This is a genomic window from Collinsella sp. CLA-AA-H167, assembly GCF_040095305.1.
Lineage (GTDB): Bacteria > Actinomycetota > Coriobacteriia > Coriobacteriales > Coriobacteriaceae > Collinsella.
The window spans coordinates 70863-86151 of record NZ_JBBNGA010000007.1 but is presented as its reverse complement, the minus strand read 5'-3'; the positions used below and the strand labels follow the sequence as shown (position 1 = coordinate 86151).

The following is a 15289-nucleotide window of genomic DNA, read 5'->3' as shown; positions in this document are numbered from 1 at the left end:
AAAGAGACAGGTTTGTTTTGGCAGGTTTTATCTGGGAAAACGCAAATGGCTGCCCAACAGGCCACGCAAGACCATTCCCAAAAATAAGGGCGCCGGGAGGCGGTGACTCCCGGCGCCCGTCAAAGGGACTATGTTGTCTGTTGGACCGCACGGTCCATCGCGGCGATAACGCCGACTAGGCCTGAAGTGCCTGCAGCTGCTTGTGAACCTCGATGAGCTCCGTCGCCATGACTCGCATGGTCTCGGTACCGGCCATCTGGTCCTCGGCATGCAGCAGAATCAACGGGGCCTCGCCGTTACGCTCGCCGTTGGCCTCCTTCTTCAGAAGCCCCATGTGAACATCGTGACCACCGTTATAGGCCTCGTCGCCCTGCTTGATAAGCTCCTCGGCGGCGTCAAAATCGCCCTCCTTGGCCTTTTGCACGGCATTGATGTACATGCTCTTGGCGGTACCGACGTAGCTGATGATCTCAAAGCAGGTCATCTGCAGTTCGTTCATATCGTCCATGCGGAGCACCTAGCCCATCACGCTGACGCAGTGGTCGATGATGCCGGCAGCGTTCATGCGGCCGTAGTCGACCATGTTGATGACTTCGACCGGAAAACGACCGGCGGCCTCCTTCTCAAAATCGCCCTTGGTGTAGCCGATCTGCGGGCCAAGCAGCAACATGTCGCACTCGTCCAGGTGATCGTGGGCCTCGTTCATGGGACGAGCCTCGACCTCAATATCCAGACCACGGTTCGCAACCTCGGCCTGCATCTTCTGGACCAGCAGGCTCGTGGACATACCGGCATTGCAGCAGAGCATGATCTTCTTCATGGTTTCCTCCTTATAACTGCGCGGCGCGCAGACGACGACTGGTTGTATTCCTTGCGGTTATTGTGCCCTCCTTCTGCGCCCTTACGCAAAAGAGAGGTGCGGGCACCGGCACCGCGTACCGGCGCCCGCAAAGGTGAAAGGGAAAACGAACGTTTAGGCGTTCTGCTCGGCAAGGGCCTCCTGCTTGGCGATGGCCTTCTCGGAGATCCTCATAAAGGGCAGGTAGACAGCCATACCGATGACAAGCTCGATAGCCTGCCACACGCCGGCGCGCCAGTCAAAGCCCGTAGCGAGCAGGGCATTGATGACGGGAGGCATGGTCCAGGGCACCTGGGCGATGCAGGGGCTGATGATGCCTGCGCAGGTAAGGCCATAGGTGATGCCGATGAACAGATCGGGAAGAAGGACGAACGGGATCATGAGCGGCAGGTTGTACACGATGGGGTAACCGTAGATAACCGGCTCGTTGATGTTGAACAGACCAGGCAGGATAGCCATCTTGGAAACGGTCTCGGAAGCCTTGTTCTTGGAGAACAGGAGCGTGTCGAGCAGAAGCATGAGGGTGCAGCCCGAGCCGCCGATGAGGGCGAAGCTGTTAACGATCTGCATGTTCATGTAGTGATCGGGCTGGATGGTGCCACCGGCGGCAAAGGTAGCCATGTTGTCGACGATGAGCATGGTCAGGATCGGCTCGACGGTAGCGCCAGAGATGGTGGACTGGTGAATACCGACGCAGAACAGCAGGTTAGCAAGGGTGTAGATGAGGATAACAGCCCACGGACCGGCGTTCATGATGCTCTTGAGCGGGTTGGAGATGCACGTGGAGATGATGGTGCACAGATCGGTGCCGGCAAACACGGCGAGCAGAGCCGCGGCAATGGCGAAGATCGAGAGGTTGAGCAGCATCGGGATCATGACGTTAAAGGAGTTGGAGACCGCGGGAGGCACACCCTCGCCCAGCTTGACCTTGAGCTTCTCGACGCCGGAAATCTTAATGAAGAGCGTAACGGAGAGCAGGGCGATGATAATGGCCGCGAACAGACCGTTGGTACCGGTGTTGGCAGTCGAAAGGGCGCCCGTGACCTCGGCAGAGGTAATCTTGTCGGTGAGCAGCGGACTCGTGGCGGCAAGCGTGGCGGTGATCTGCTGCGGCATCATGATGACGAAAGCGGAGATGGCGACGACCACGCAAGCGAGCGGGTTATCGAAGCGCTCGTTCTTAGCGAGGCTGTAGCCAATCAGTCCAGCCAAGATGATGGCAGAGACGTTGAGGGTGCCCAGCGTAATTGCCGAACCCCACGTCTGAAGGTTGGCAAGGCCCGCCGCATCGAGCGGGAACAGAGGGAACACGACGTTGTTAATAAGAACCGCGATACCCGCAAGGATATAGAGCGGCGTGATGGTCGCGAAGGCGTCACGCAGGGAACGCAGGTGAACCTGGTTTCCCACCTTCGCAGAGACCTCGGCAAACTTGTCGAGGAAGCTCTTTCCGTTGTCACTGGCCATGATTGCTCCTAACTTTCAAATCCGGCCTTTTCCTATGCGCACGGTGGTCTGTCGCCCTCTGCCACCAGATGTGCCATGTGTTGCGCGCAGCGGCGCGCGGTCTGGGCGTTCGCCCGTTCGCTAATCAACCACGTGAGTCGTGGCGACCTGCTTGAGCCAAGCTGCCGACTTCTTAAGGCGGCGCTTGTAGCCGTCCATAAGGTCGACCTCGACAAAACCGTAACGGTTCTTAAAGGCATTCGCCCAAGACCAGTTATCGATGACGGCCCAATAATGGTATCCACGACACTTGGCGCCCTCGGCAATTGCCTTGGCAACCCACTCCAGGTGCTGGCGTACAAAGTCGACGCGGTAGTCATCCTGGATGGTTCCTTCGGCGTCTCGGTTCTTGTATTCGTCCATGATGCCGATGCCGTTCTCGGAAACGAACCACTCAAGATCGGGGTAGTTCTTAGCGCAGTCCATGCCAAAGTCGTAGAGGCCCTGCGGGTAGATCTCCCAGCCGCGGCTCTCGTTCATAACGGCGTCGGGCCACACGTACTCGTCGGCAAAGTGCGGCAGACCGTACTGGTCGATCTTGCTCGCCGGCGCCTGAACGCGCGTGGGGTGGTAGTAGTTGCAACCGAGCCAGTCGACAACACCCTGCTTAAGAATCTCTTGGTCGCCGGCACGGAACGGAAGCTTAACGCCGCCCTCGGCCAGGCTGTCGAGCACGTCGGCGGGAAGCTCGCCCTTGGTAATGAGGTCGAGCCACCAGCGGTTGTTGATGCCGCTGGTCATACGCACGGCCTCGAGGTCCGCCTCGCTGGGGTTCTCCTTGGTGTAGACCGGGGTAAAGCAGTTGATCATGCCGATCTTGGCATCGCTGCGAACGGCGCCCTCGTCATAGGCGCGACGGTAGTTGGCCACGGCCAGCGCATGTGCCAGCGAGATGTGATACTGCACGGTGCGAGCGCGGCTAAAGTCGTGGAGCTGCGGGAACCACACGCCCTCCTGATAGCGCTGCTCGGGCTCGACGATGGGCTCGTTAAAGGTGAACCAGTACTTGATCTCCTGGCCAAACTCGTGGAAGGCGACGTCGGCGTAATGTGCGTAAGCCTCGACAACCTCACGGCTCTCCCAGCCGCCACGGTTAAAAAGGTAGGTGGGCATGTCAAAGTGGTACAAGTTGACAAACGGCTCCAGGCCGGCTTCGCGAGAGGCGCGGAACAACTCGTGATACCACGCGGCGCCCTCCTCATTAAGGTTGCCGTCGGCATCGAGCAGACGGCTCCACTGGATGGAAGTGCGATAGGTATCCAGGCCCAAGTCCTTCAAAATGCGAAGGTCTTCCTGGTACTTGGCCATAAAGTCATTGCCGGCGTAAGAGCCAACGCAGTTGTAGAACGAGCCCAGATCCTGGATGGACCAGGTGTCCCACAGGTTCTCGAGCTTGCCGCCCTGGTTCCACTGACCCTCAGTCTGCGGGCCGGACATAGCAGCGCCAAAGAAGAAGTCGTTGGGCAGCTGATACTGTGCCATCAAAGTCCTCGCTTTCGTGTTCTAGAGCTTCCGGTTGGAGACGGGTTTGCTTTGGCAGGTTATCCGGCGCGGGCGCGCACCGGTCATACCGATATCCAACCCGCCAAAACAAAACCGTCCCCAAACGGTCGATCCTGTTCTGCGGAAAGATTCCGTTCGTTGCTTAAACTATAGCGCTCTAATTCTAAAAGTAAAGCGTCTTTTTCTTTTTTCTTTCTCGAGCTTCTTAGATAAAGGTTATATGGGTGCCTTGTTAAAGGTTATACTTACTTGCGTATTGATATATGTCGGAAAGGAGGTTCAATGATTCCCAAATACGAGGCGATAGCTGCAGATATTCATCGAAGCATCGAGGATGGCACTCTTAAACCGGGCGACAAGCTTCCCACCGTCGTTGAGTTCTGCGAGCTCTATAGCGTTTCCAAAATCACCGTCAAACGAGCTATCGAGCAAATCACCAAGGAAGGTCTTATTACCAGCCGACGCGGATCGGGTACCTACGTTAAGGACACGGCGGGACTTCCCGGTCAGGCGTTTTTCCAGGGCAAAAACGACCGTGCCCAGGGCTTTTCGTATGAGCACCGCGGGGAGAAGGTGACCTCGGTGGTCTACGATTTCTCGATTGTTAATCCACCAGCGGACATCGCAGCCCAGCTGGGAATTGCCGAGGATGACTTTGCCTATCACATCGTGCGCGTGCGTCAGGCCGATGTGGGAAGCCCATCGTTATCGAGTACACCTACATGCCCCTCGAGCTGATTCCAGGCCTTAAAAAGAAGGACCTGTACGGATCGGTCTACCACTTCATCCGCGAGCAATGTGGGCTGAAGATTTCGAGCTTCCACCGTACCATTCGCGCCGTGGCAGCAACCGAGGAAGAAGCCGAGCGCTTGGACACCAAGCCTGGCTCTCCCCTGCTCGAGCTCACCCAGATTGGCTTTTTGGACAGCGGCACCGCCTTTGAGTATTCGGTCTCGCGCAACGTTGGCGACCGCTTTGAGTTGCACAACGTAACGTTGGCATAGGTTTTTGTAGTCATCCGGGCGCTCGCTTTGAGCTGTTTTGTGCAGCGCCCGCGCAACACAATGGGGGTATGAACATGTCCGATTTGATTAAGCTGACGCCGATCTTCCACGAGAAGATCTGGGGCGGTCGCCAGCTCGGAACCGTATTTGGCTACGACATTCCCGATGGCCCCATCGGTGAGTGCTGGGCCATCTCGGCCCACCCCAACGGCGACTGCCAGATTGCGGAGGGCCCGTATGCCGGCCACACGCTGTCGTGGCTGTGGGCCGAGCATCGCGAGCTCTTTGGCAACTGCGAGGGCAAGGAGTTCCCGCTGCTCATTAAGATTCTGGACGCCAAGGACGACCTTTCGATCCAGATTCATCCCAACGACGAGTACGCTGCCGAGCACGAGAACGGTAGCCTGGGCAAAACCGAGTGTTGGTATGTGCTGGACTGCGAGCCCGACGCCACGATCATCGTCGGCCAGCGTGCCAAGGACCGCGCCGAGGCCGCACAAATGATCGAGGAAGGACGTTGGGACGACATGCTCAACGTGTTGCCGATTCACAAGGGCGACTTTTTCCAGATTGATTCCGGTACCGTGCACGCCATCAAGACCGGCACGCTCATTTTGGAGACGCAGCAGTCGAGCGACGTGACGTATCGTCTGTACGACTACGACCGTCCCGGCACCGACGGCAACCTGCGCCCGCTGCACATTGAGCAGAGCCTCGACTGCATCGACTTTGATGCTCAGGCTCCGACCGACGGCACGGTGACCGCGCCCGAGGTGGACGGCGTAACCGAGCTCGAGTCCAACCCCTGCTACACCGTCGATCGCGTGCGCGTCGACGGCAGCAAAACCATCGACCAGCGCTGGCCCTTCATGTGCCTGTCGGTCATCGACGGCGAAGGCACCGTCTGCGGCGACCCCGTCCACAAGGGAAGCCACCTGCTAGCTCCGAGCACCGTGGACCAGATCGAACTCGAAGGCAAGATGGAACTGATCGTCTCGCACCTCTAGGTCGCACCAACAACCCAAACGCAACAAGGGGCTCCCCCGTTCTTTAACGGGGGAGCCCCTACTCATATCTATTAATCTATCAGCCCACCCGGCTCTCCAGATCAAAAAGCGAACGAGCAGAGCGACGTTCGCAAGCAACGTTATCTAAGGACCTGGGCGGGCGTATAGGGCAACATCGATCGCGAGTTCCGCACGCAAAGGAGAGCACTTAATGTGCTCTCCGTCTTGCGCAGGACTGTCCGAGCAGGCGATGTTGCCCTATACGCCCGCCCAGGTCCGCCGGAATCACGACAGCTTGACGATCGGCGCAAAGCCCTTCATCAGCTTTTTGGTCTGGCCGGTCTTTTCGAACTGGACCTCGATCATGTCTCCGGCGACCGAGATCACGGTACCCGTGCCAAAGGTCTTATGGCTCACGGTATCGCCCGCGGCAAAGTCCTGCGATGCGCTGGCGCGATCGACCTTGCGCTCCACCGTCGGGGACACCTTGGACGACGGCTTTTTGGCTCGCGGCGCGCCCGAGCCAAAGGTCGATGCAACACGGCCGGCGTCGGGCGAGACCCCACGATGGCGCTCGGTCCCGTAGCTGCTGCCGCCACAGAAATCGTCAAAGCTCGATCCACCGCGCGAACCGGAACCGCCGGTCGAGCGCGTATGCGAGCCAAACACCTTGCCGCCATACATATCCGAACCCATGCCCGAGCCAAAGGTGCCGTGACGGTCGCCGCGCTTCTCCCAGCCCGTGCCTTCAAAACCGGCAGAACCGATACCGCTAAACTCGATATCCTCAAACGGAATCTCATTGAGAAAGCGCGAGCGTGGGTTGGCAGAGGTCGAGCCGTAGGTGCGACGCGTGGCCGCATAGGTCAGGAACAGGCGCTTGCGGGCGCGCGTGATGGCAACGTAGGCCAGGCGACGCTCCTCCTCGAGCTTGCCCGGGTCATCGCTGCCGCCAAAGTCGTGCACGTGCGGGAAGATGCCCTCCTCCATGCCGGCCACGAACACCGCAGGGAACTCCAGGCCCTTGGCGGAGTGGATGGTCATCATGGTGATGGCATGCGTCTCGCCGGCCAGGGAATCCAAGTCGGAGCGCAGGGCCAGCCACTCCATGAGTGCCGGCAGCGCCTTACAGGTGAGCGGACCGTAGGTGCGCTCAATCTCGTCGGCATGCACGGCACCCGCCGGCATCTCCGTCGGCGCGGCATACGCGTTGCCCGCGATGGCAGCAGCCAGGGCATCCTGCGGAGACAGCGCCGGAGCAGCCAGGCTATCGAGCGGATTGGAGCCCGCGGCATCGCGCGCGCCGACGAGTGCCTCAAACGAGGATGCCGGGGCAGATGGCCCCGGTTCGGGCGCAGGCGCGCTCACCACGACGGGCTCGGGCTCGGCGCCGGCAGGCACGTCGGCAACACCGGCTGCGCGCAGCTCTTCCAAGCTCTCGAGCGTACCCTCGATGTCCTCGTGCGTCTCCTCAAATTCGGCAGCGACGCCCAGGAATTCCTGGATGTTCTCGGCGCGGCTCTCGGACTCCATGGTGCCCTCGGCGCGAAACGCCTGCAGCAAGCCCGTCTTATCGACGATCATCTCGACAACGTCCTTGAGCTCGCCGTCCATGCGGCGACCCTCGCGCACCAGCGACACAAAGCTCGACAGGCCGTTGCGCACCTTGGCGCTAAACATGCCGGTTTCGGCACACGCGATCTCGCAAGCCTGGAAGAACGAGCAGCGGTTGTCGCGCGCCAGCTGCTCGATCTTTTGGATCGAGGTGGAACCGATGCCGCGGCGAGGTGTGTTGATGACGCGCTTGACGCTCATCTCGTCGGCCGGGTTCACGATCATCTTAAGGTAGGCCATGACGTCGCGGATCTCGGCACGGTCGAAGAATCGCGTGCCGCCCACGATCTTGTAGGGCACGCCCGCGCGCAGGAACATATCTTCGAGGATACGCGACTGGGCGTTGGTGCGATAGAACACGGCGATGTCGTCGTAGCTCGTGCCTTTGGCATGCAGTTTCTCGATCTCGCCGGCAATCCAGCGACCCTCGTCGCGCTCATCGCTTGCCTGGAAGGCCTGGATCTTCTCGCCATCGCCCTCGGCCGTAAACAGGCGCTTGTCCTTGCGCTGCGAGTTGTGGCGCACCACGGCGTTGGCGGCGCTCAGGATGTGACCCGTAGAGCGATAGTTCTGCTCCAGCTTGACGGTCTTGCAGTTTTTAAAGTCCTTCTCAAAGTCCAGGATGTTGGTGATGTCGGCGCCACGCCAGCTGTAAATGGACTGGTCATCGTCGCCCACGACCATGAGGTTTTGGTACTTAGCGGCCAGCAGGTTGGCGATTTCGTACTGGACGTGGTTGGTGTCCTGATACTCGTCGACGCTAATGTAGCGGAAGCGCTCTTGGTACTTATCGAGCACCTCGGGACGGGTGCGCAGCAGCTCGAGCGCGCGCACGAGCAGGTCGTCAAAGTCCATCGCATTGGCGGCGCGCAGGCGGCGCTCCAGCTCTAGGTAGACCTGCGCGGCCTTTTTGTCGTTGGGGCTATCGGCACTCTTGAGCATGTCCTCGGGGCCGATCATGGCGTTTTTGGCCGAGCTAATCTTGCTGCGGATCATGTTGATGGGGAACTGCTTTTGCTCGATGCCGAGCGCCTGCATAATGTCGCGCACCATGCGCTTTGAGTCATCGTCATCGTAGATGGTGAACTGGCCGGTGTAGCCCAACAGGTCGGCGTCCTCGCGCAGCATGCGCACGCACATAGCATGGAAGGTGCACACCCACATGCCACGGGTGCCGCTGGGAATGAGTGCCGCCAGACGCTCGCGCATCTCTGCCGCGGCCTTGTTGGTAAACGTAATGGCAAGAACCTGCCAAGGCTTAACACCCAGGTCGCCGAGCATATGTGCGATGCGGAAGGTCAAGACGCGGGTCTTGCCCGAGCCGGCGCCGGCGAGCACCAGCAACGGGCCCTCGGTGGACAGGACCGCCTCGCGCTGGGCGGGATTAAGGCTGTCGATGTCGACGAGCGGTTTGGCGGGCTTGGGCGCCGGCGCGGGAGCGTCGTAGATGTCGAGCGGAACGAGCTCGGGCTCCGGCGCAGCAGGGGCGGTGTATGCATCGAGCGGCACGGGTTCCGGCGCGGGCGGTACGGGTACCGCGGCGTTCTTTTCCCAGGGCAGGGGCTGGGTCATGGGCGACTCCTCATCTGACGGACGGCGCGCCTGCGGGCGGCGCCATAGTTTGAGCCGTACCAGTATACCGAGCCGCGCGGACACCGACGCAAATCACACCACGACTCCGTGCGCCACCGTCAGGCCCGCCCCATCGCCCAAAAAAGAGGACGGCATAGACCTTTTGGTCATGCCACCCCCTTTGAATGACAAGTTGTCGCCCTGGCCGCCGCGCAGCGTCGACTAAGTTAAAGGCCGAGCATCGGCTCCAGAACGAAGAAATATGCGAGCACTACGATGCCCAGGATGATGCGGTAAACACCGAAGCACTTAAAGTCGTGACGGCGGACGAAGCCCATGAGCCACTTGATGGCGATGAGCGAAACCACAAAGGCAACAACGCAGCCCACGCCCAAGATGGCGATCTCGTTGGTGCCGAACGTGCCGCCCTTGATGAAGTACTTGACCAGCTTGAGCGCACTCGCGCCAAACATGACAGGGATGGCCAGGAAGAACGTGAACTTGGACGCCACCGAACGCGTGCAGCCCAGCAGCAGGCCGCCGATGATGGTAGAACCGGAGCGAGACGTACCAGGCACCAGCGAAAGCACCTGGAAGCAGCCGATACCCAGCGCAGTCTTCCAGCTTAGATCCTCGAACGTGGCGATGGAACCAAAGTCCAGATTCTCGTCATCGTCCTCATCCTCAGCGGTAGCCGTGGCGGGCGCCGCAAAGTGCGCACCGGCGGGACGTCCACCCGACACCACGGCACGCGAACCAAACGAACCGGCAACGGCCATTTCCTCGCGCTTGCTCGCGCGCCAGTTCTCGATCACGATAAACAGCACGCCGTACACAATGAGCGCCAGCGCCACGACGGGAGCGTTGTAGAAATGCTCCTCCATCCAGTCGTTGAGCGGCAGGCCGATCGCCGCCGCAGGAATGCAACCGAGCACAATCTTGCCCCACAGCACCCAGGTGTCGCGACGGCCCTCCTTGCCCTTGCTGGGCGAGAACGGGTTGAGCTCGTGGAAAAACAGCACGCAGACGGCCAGAATGGCGCCGAGCTGAATCACGACCAGGAACATATTCCAGAACGTCTCGCTCACGTTCATCTTGACGAACTCATCCACCAAGATCATGTGACCGGTCGACGAAACAGGCAGCCATTCGGTGATGCCCTCGACCAGGCCCATGAAGGCAGATTTTAGAAGCTCGATAATATCCAAAGGGACCCCCTCGTTAGACACCCGCCGGTAGATGTTCTGCGGACGATGCGGGCGATGTCCCATTATCAACCGTTGGCGGTGCGACCGCGCCTACCCTTACCAAAAAACTCGCCCGTTCACAGAATTGCGAGCAGTCAAACCCAAATCCTTGGGTATAACTGCAACAAGATAAAGTGTCCGGCGGTCAACGCACCCGCGCCCGCCCGACGCACGAGCCCCGCGCCCGTGCGATAGACCAAGGAGGAAACCATGAACGAGGGCTACACCAAGGTATTTGTTTCACTCGACGGTACTGAGCAGCAGGATTTTGTGCTCGCACGCGCCATCAAGGTCGCCGCGAACAACGGCGCCAAGCTGATTATCGGCCACGTTATCGATTCCACGGCACTCGAGAGCGCCGGCTCCTATCCGGTCGACCTGGTCAACGGCCTAGAGGAGGCATTTAAGAACTCCATCGCCAAGCAGCTCGAAGAGGCCAAGGCCAATCCCGACATTCCCGAGGTCGAGGTCATGATTCGCGCCGGCCGCATTCGCGAGACGCTCAAGGACGAGATGCTCGACGTGGTTAAGCCCGACCTGGTGCTCTGCGGCGCCCGCGGCCTGTCCTCGATCAAGTATGCGCTGCTGGGTTCAATTTCGACGTTCCTGCTGCGCAATACGGACTGCGACATTTTGGTCGTGAAGTAGCGTTGCTCCCACCGGCCGCGGGGCCTGCGGGGTTTCCACGGGCACGTCCTCGCCGCGTTGCGGCTGCGGGATGTGCCCTTAGGAAACCCCTCCCGGCCCCGCGGCCTTCGCAGCCTTACTTCAGCGAGTTGGCTGATAAAAGATGGCGTGCCGCCCCGTTTGGGGCGGCACGTTTTGTTTGGGCTGCACGTTTTTGTTTGGGTGGGCGTCTGCCGCGTGCGTTACTCGAAATATTGAAACTTATTCGTTGAAAACGCGAATGTTACGACGAAGCCTTCGCCGGGCTCGGATGCCGCGGTGACGTCGATGCCCATCTTGGAGCACAGGCGCGCCACCAGGTAGAGGCCGATGCCCGTTGCGCGCTTGGTGGTGCGGCCGTTGTCGCCGGTAAAACCGTTCTCGAACACGCGCGGCAGGTCGGCCGCGCTCACGCCGCAGCCGTTGTCCGCGACGGTAAGCTCGATGCGTTCGCTCGCCAGGCCCTCGTCCAGCAACGCGCCCGAAAACACGATCTTTGCGCCGTCCTCGCGCGCATATTTGATGCTGTTCTGAATAAGCTGGCCTAGAATAAACTCGAGCCACTTCTCGTCGGTAAAGACCTCAAAGTCGAGGTTCTCGCACACCGGAGCCACGTGCGCCGCGATAAGTTCGCGCGCGTTGGCTTTAATCGCGCCCGTCACCAGGGCCTTAAGATTCCAGCGGCGAATCAGGTAGTCGCGCTCCACGACTTCCGAGCGCGCATAGTACAGTGCCTGGTCGATATAGCGCTCAACGCGAGCCAGTTCGCGACCCAGGTCATCCACACGCGACAGGTCGTCTTCGCTGCCGTCCAGGTTTTCAAGAATCAGATGGGCCGCCGCCAGGGGCAACTTGGCCTCGTGGACCCAGCTTTCGATATAGTCGCGATAGTCGTCGGTTTGACGTCGCCCTTCCGCTACCTCATCGCAAGCCGCCTTGCCCACGCGGCGCAGGACTTCGTATTCGAGCTCGCCCTCGGCATAGGTCGGACACTGCACCATCTCCTGCACCCACGCAGGGCTTTCCAGCTCCTCGGCCGCGCGCTCCAGCTGACGCAAAAATCGACGACGGCGCGCGTACTCGATCACGATGCCGAGCATGCCAAAGATAAAGGACACGCCGACCGCCACGACCACGATGGAAGCGGGGGCCCCGGCGACCGTCAGCACAAAGCAACTCAACAGCACGCCGCACGTCCACACGGCGACGGGAAGCAGCGCATCTTTAAAGAACTTGGCAAACGACATAACCGACACCTAGACCGAATAGCCCTGGCCGCGGTGCGTCGTCAAATACCCCTTGATGCCGATTTTTTCGAGCGTGGTGCGCAGACGGTTGATGTTGACAGTGAGCGTGTTGTCGTCCACAAAGGCATCGGAGTCCCACAGGTCCTGCATGATGGCCGAGCGCGAGACGATCTTGCCCGCGCGACTCAGAAGCAGCGAGAGGATACGCAGTTCGTTTTTGGTGAGTTCGGTACTGTCGCCGGTTTGCGTGTTGGTGACCATAGAACGGGCGAGGTCGAGCTCCAGCCCCTTGTGGACGAGCGTGCTGCACTCGCCCGCCGCCGCGGTGCGACGCAGCAAGGCATTGATGCGCGCCACGAGCACGCGCGCGCTATAGGGCTTGGGAACAAAGTCGTCCGCGCCGAGCGTCATGGCCATGACCTCGTCGATCTCGGTCGTGCGCGAGGTGAGGACGATGATGGGGACCTCGGATTCGCGGCGAACCTCGTGGCAGATATGTTGGCCGTCCTTGACGGGAAGCGTGAGGTCGAGCAGCACCAGGTCGGGCGCGGCGGCGAGAATATCGCGCGAGACATGCTCGAACGATTCGCAGGCCTCGACCTCAAAACCGGCACGGGCAAGGATATCGACAAGCTCGCGACGAATGGGCTCGTCGTCCTCAACGACATAAATCAGCGCCATGTGTCCTCCCGTTTCTCGTAACTTGCACTTTCCACACCATTATGCCCACGGCGTCGCAGCGATGCGACCCCGTGGGCATCTAATGTGACAATAGTGTTCGGTAGCCTTGAGAGAGAGTAGGGGCCCTCGGTCCTAAACCGATCGGCCCCATCACTTCGGCCTCGAGCCTCTACTCGAGCGTACGCATGTACGCCGAAATGGCATCCAGGCCCTTCTGCAGGTCATCGGTGTTGTCGGAGTATGCATAGCCGATGCGCATGCTCTTGGGTTCCTCGAAGCAATCGCCCGGGGTGACGAGCGCGCCGGACTTCTTAATCATGTCGGTGCAGAACGTCCTGGAGTCAATGTCGTAGTCGTAATACACGAGCGCGGTGCTACCCGCCTCGGGCTTGACGAACGACAGGTGCGGCTCGCTCTCGACCCACTTCTCCAGAACAGCAAGGTTCTGATGGACGATGCGACGGCTGCGCTCAAGGATCACGGAAGCGTTGCCCAGAATCAGCTCCGCCACCGACTCGCTGAATATGCCGGCGGAAATCAGGTTGTAGTCGCGATGCGAGAGCAGCGCGCGACGGAGCTCCGGGCTCTTGGTGACCGCCCAGCCCAGACGCAGGCCGGCGAACGACCAGACCTTGGACATGGATGCGGTGGCGACGGCCTTGTCGTACAGGTCGACCACGGACTCGGCGTACTCATCCGTCTGAGTAAGCAGACGGTAGACCTCGTCGCAGAGCAGCCACGCGTCGTGTTTGCGTGCGACCTCGACAATCGCCTTGAGCGTATCGGCGTCGAGCAGGGCGCCCGTGGGGTTGTCCGGGTTATTGATGCAGATGAGCTTGGTATCGTCGGTCACCAAGGCATCGAGTGCGTCGACGTCGACGTGGTAACCGTTCTTGCGATCGAGCTGAAGGATATCGACCTTCGCACCGCACATCTCGGGAATCGAATAAAGCTGCTGGTAGGTGGGCTTGACGGAGACTACATGATCGCCCGGTTCGACGAGCGTGGAAATAACCAGGGAGTTGGCGCCGGTCGCGCCGTGCGTGGGCACGATATGCCCGGGCTCGACCGTCTTATAGAGACGCGCGACCCCCTCGAGGAAGCCGGGCTGTCCCTCGATGTCTCCGTAGGTGAATCGGCGCGAGCACAGGCTATCGAGCCACGCCTTCTTGTCGGTGTTCGTAAGCTCGAACAGCTGGTCGAGCGTGAGGGAGTAGACGCACGTCTCCGCAACGTTGTGGGTGCACTTGGTCTCCCACTCGTTCATCCACTGCTCGACGGCGAAATCCTTGATCTGCATTGTCGTTTCCTTTCCTTGACTTTCTTACAGTTCCACCACGGTGCCCAGCCCCGCCTCGACGGCGCGGTCGTAGGCAATTTTCGATGCCGAAAGGTCTTGAACGGCGATGCCCGACGTATCGAACACCGTCACCTGCTCGTCATCCGAACGCCCCGTAGCCGTGCCGGCGATGACTTCGCCGAGCTCCGCTTTGATGTCCTCGGGTGTGATGGCACCCTCGGCAACCGGAATCTCCAGCTCGCCGGACGCGACCGATTGCTCGCGGTCGTCGACGTAAACAGCGGCACGGGCGACAAGCGCCGAGGCGAGCTCCTGCTTGCCGGGCATGTCGGCACCGACGCAGGAGATATGCGCACCGGGGCGCACCCATGCATCGGGGATGATGGGCTTGGTCGCAGGCGTGATCGTCACGATGATGTCGGCCTCTGCCGCGGCGCCTTGGCCGTCGGCCGTCGCCTCGATGGAATAGGTGGATGCCTCGCGAGCATGCTCGCAAGCGCCCAAGATATGGGCGAGCTCGTCTCGTATGCGCTCGACGCGAGCCTCGGGCGCGGCATCGGAAACCGGCTCCCACACCTTGACCTCGCTCACTTTGGGACAGGCGGCGAGCACGCCCGCCACCATATAGGTGCTCATGTGGCCGGCACCCGCAACAAGCAGTTTGGACGCATCCGCCCGAGCCAGCCACTTGGCGCCGAGCGCAGCGGCAGCACCGGTGCGAAGTCCAGTGACGGCGGAGGCATTGAGCAGCGCCAACGGCTCGCCCGTCGCGTTGTCGCACAGCAGCGTAGTGCCAAAGATCTCGGGGAGCCCCTTTTTGGGATTCTGAGAGAACCAAGCAGTGAGCTTCAGGCCGAAGAGGCCGCTTCCCGCCAACTCGCCCGAGCGGATATCCATATCGGCCACGCCGGGTTCGAACTGCTCATATACCATCGGCCACGCAACACCCTTGCCCGTTGCCTTCTGGCGATATGCCTCCTCCACGGCAGCGATTGCATCCTCGATCGTCAGCACCTTGGAAACTTCCTCGGCCGAAAGCACCACCATCTGCCCCATCATCGCTCCTTTCAGCGAAAGCTTTAC

Annotated in this window: 14 protein-coding genes; 4 read left to right on the top strand and 10 right to left on the bottom strand. The window is 60.5% G+C overall.

The features are described 5' to 3' along the window. Positions 1 to 175: 175 nt before the first annotated feature. From AAAT03_RS06070 to AAAT03_RS06055, 4 genes are all read right to left on the bottom strand, one after another. Positions 176 to 508: a PTS lactose/cellobiose transporter subunit IIA gene (locus AAAT03_RS06070; RefSeq protein ID WP_199411361.1), complete on the bottom strand. Its 333-nt coding sequence runs from the start codon at positions 506 to 508 to the stop codon at positions 176 to 178. A gap of 9 nt (positions 509 to 517) precedes the next feature. Then, positions 518 to 820, bottom strand: a complete 303-nt coding sequence (locus AAAT03_RS06065) for a PTS sugar transporter subunit IIB (protein ID WP_035137700.1) — start codon at positions 818 to 820, stop codon at positions 518 to 520. Between the two features lie 153 nt (positions 821 to 973). Continuing rightward, entirely contained in the window at positions 974 to 2326 is a 1353-nt protein-coding gene (locus AAAT03_RS06060) for a PTS transporter subunit EIIC (RefSeq protein ID WP_117769924.1), read from the bottom strand. A 120-nt stretch (positions 2327 to 2446) separates the two neighbouring features. Continuing rightward, positions 2447 to 3847, bottom strand: coding sequence for a glycoside hydrolase family 1 protein (locus tag AAAT03_RS06055; protein WP_117769925.1), 1401 nt, complete (start codon positions 3845 to 3847; stop codon positions 2447 to 2449). A gap of 303 nt (positions 3848 to 4150) precedes the next feature. Here AAAT03_RS06055 and AAAT03_RS06050 point away from each other — a divergent pair, with 303 nt between their 5' ends. The 3 genes from AAAT03_RS06050 (at position 4151) to manA (ending at position 5879) form a co-directional block, all read left to right on the top strand. Continuing rightward, the gene (locus tag AAAT03_RS06050) at positions 4151 to 4606 is read left to right on the top strand and encodes a GntR family transcriptional regulator (protein ID WP_349102855.1); all 456 of its coding nucleotides are present in this window, start codon (positions 4151 to 4153) and stop codon (positions 4604 to 4606) included. After that, positions 4591 to 4872: a GntR family transcriptional regulator gene (locus tag AAAT03_RS06045; RefSeq protein WP_349102854.1), complete on the top strand. Its 282-nt coding sequence runs from the start codon at positions 4591 to 4593 to the stop codon at positions 4870 to 4872. Before AAAT03_RS06050 ends, AAAT03_RS06045 begins: the two co-directional genes overlap by 16 nt. Positions 4873 to 4940: 68 nt before the next feature. After that, the gene (manA, locus tag AAAT03_RS06040; protein ID WP_118081533.1) at positions 4941 to 5879 is read left to right on the top strand and encodes a mannose-6-phosphate isomerase, class I; all 939 of its coding nucleotides are present in this window, start codon (positions 4941 to 4943) and stop codon (positions 5877 to 5879) included. A gap of 285 nt (positions 5880 to 6164) precedes the next feature. Here manA and AAAT03_RS06035 read toward each other — a convergent pair whose 3' ends face one another. Both AAAT03_RS06035 and AAAT03_RS06030 read right to left on the bottom strand, forming a co-directional pair. Continuing rightward, positions 6165 to 9065: a UvrD-helicase domain-containing protein gene (locus AAAT03_RS06035; protein WP_118081531.1), complete on the bottom strand. Its 2901-nt coding sequence runs from the start codon at positions 9063 to 9065 to the stop codon at positions 6165 to 6167. Positions 9066 to 9292: 227 nt separating this feature from the next. Further along, positions 9293 to 10273 (bottom strand): undecaprenyl-diphosphate phosphatase, encoded by a 981-nt coding sequence (locus tag AAAT03_RS06030; protein WP_349102852.1) that lies wholly within the window; start codon positions 10271 to 10273, stop codon positions 9293 to 9295. A gap of 249 nt (positions 10274 to 10522) precedes the next feature. Here AAAT03_RS06030 and AAAT03_RS06025 point away from each other — a divergent pair, with 249 nt between their 5' ends. Then, the gene (locus tag AAAT03_RS06025; RefSeq protein ID WP_006235921.1) at positions 10523 to 10960 is read left to right on the top strand and encodes a universal stress protein; all 438 of its coding nucleotides are present in this window, start codon (positions 10523 to 10525) and stop codon (positions 10958 to 10960) included. Positions 10961 to 11181: 221 nt separating this feature from the next. Here AAAT03_RS06025 and AAAT03_RS06020 read toward each other — a convergent pair whose 3' ends face one another. The 4 genes from AAAT03_RS06020 to AAAT03_RS06005 form a co-directional block, all read right to left on the bottom strand. Further along, on the bottom strand, positions 11182 to 12225 hold the full coding sequence (locus AAAT03_RS06020; RefSeq protein WP_349102851.1) for an ATP-binding protein: 1044 nt from the start codon (positions 12223 to 12225) through the stop codon (positions 11182 to 11184). 9 nt (positions 12226 to 12234) lie between these two features. Continuing rightward, positions 12235 to 12906: a response regulator transcription factor gene (locus tag AAAT03_RS06015; protein ID WP_349102850.1), complete on the bottom strand. Its 672-nt coding sequence runs from the start codon at positions 12904 to 12906 to the stop codon at positions 12235 to 12237. Between the two features lie 169 nt (positions 12907 to 13075). Next, entirely contained in the window at positions 13076 to 14206 is a 1131-nt protein-coding gene (locus AAAT03_RS06010; protein ID WP_349102849.1) for an aminotransferase, read from the bottom strand. 24 nt (positions 14207 to 14230) lie between these two features. Continuing rightward, on the bottom strand, positions 14231 to 15262 hold the full coding sequence (locus AAAT03_RS06005) for an ornithine cyclodeaminase family protein (protein ID WP_253057254.1): 1032 nt from the start codon (positions 15260 to 15262) through the stop codon (positions 14231 to 14233). Positions 15263 to 15289 lie beyond the last annotated feature (27 nt).

Coding starts and splice junctions, on each gene's coding strand:
- AAAT03_RS06070 (WP_199411361.1), bottom strand. CDS start 508: ATGGACGATATGAACGAACTGCAGATGACCTGCTTTGAGATCATCAGC.
- AAAT03_RS06065 (WP_035137700.1), bottom strand. CDS start 820: ATGAAGAAGATCATGCTCTGCTGCAATGCCGGTATGTCCACGAGCCTG.
- AAAT03_RS06060 (WP_117769924.1), bottom strand. CDS start 2,326: ATGGCCAGTGACAACGGAAAGAGCTTCCTCGACAAGTTTGCCGAGGTC.
- AAAT03_RS06055 (WP_117769925.1), bottom strand. CDS start 3,847: ATGGCACAGTATCAGCTGCCCAACGACTTCTTCTTTGGCGCTGCTATG.
- AAAT03_RS06050 (WP_349102855.1), top strand. CDS start 4,151: ATGATTCCCAAATACGAGGCGATAGCTGCAGATATTCATCGAAGCATC.
- AAAT03_RS06045 (WP_349102854.1), top strand. CDS start 4,591: ATGCCCCTCGAGCTGATTCCAGGCCTTAAAAAGAAGGACCTGTACGGA.
- manA (WP_118081533.1), top strand. CDS start 4,941: ATGAACATGTCCGATTTGATTAAGCTGACGCCGATCTTCCACGAGAAG.
- AAAT03_RS06035 (WP_118081531.1), bottom strand. CDS start 9,065: ATGACCCAGCCCCTGCCCTGGGAAAAGAACGCCGCGGTACCCGTACCG.
- AAAT03_RS06025 (WP_006235921.1), top strand. CDS start 10,523: ATGAACGAGGGCTACACCAAGGTATTTGTTTCACTCGACGGTACTGAG.
- AAAT03_RS06020 (WP_349102851.1), bottom strand. CDS start 12,225: ATGTCGTTTGCCAAGTTCTTTAAAGATGCGCTGCTTCCCGTCGCCGTG.
- AAAT03_RS06015 (WP_349102850.1), bottom strand. CDS start 12,906: ATGGCGCTGATTTATGTCGTTGAGGACGACGAGCCCATTCGTCGCGAG.
- AAAT03_RS06010 (WP_349102849.1), bottom strand. CDS start 14,206: ATGCAGATCAAGGATTTCGCCGTCGAGCAGTGGATGAACGAGTGGGAG.
- AAAT03_RS06005 (WP_253057254.1), bottom strand. CDS start 15,262: ATGGGGCAGATGGTGGTGCTTTCGGCCGAGGAAGTTTCCAAGGTGCTG.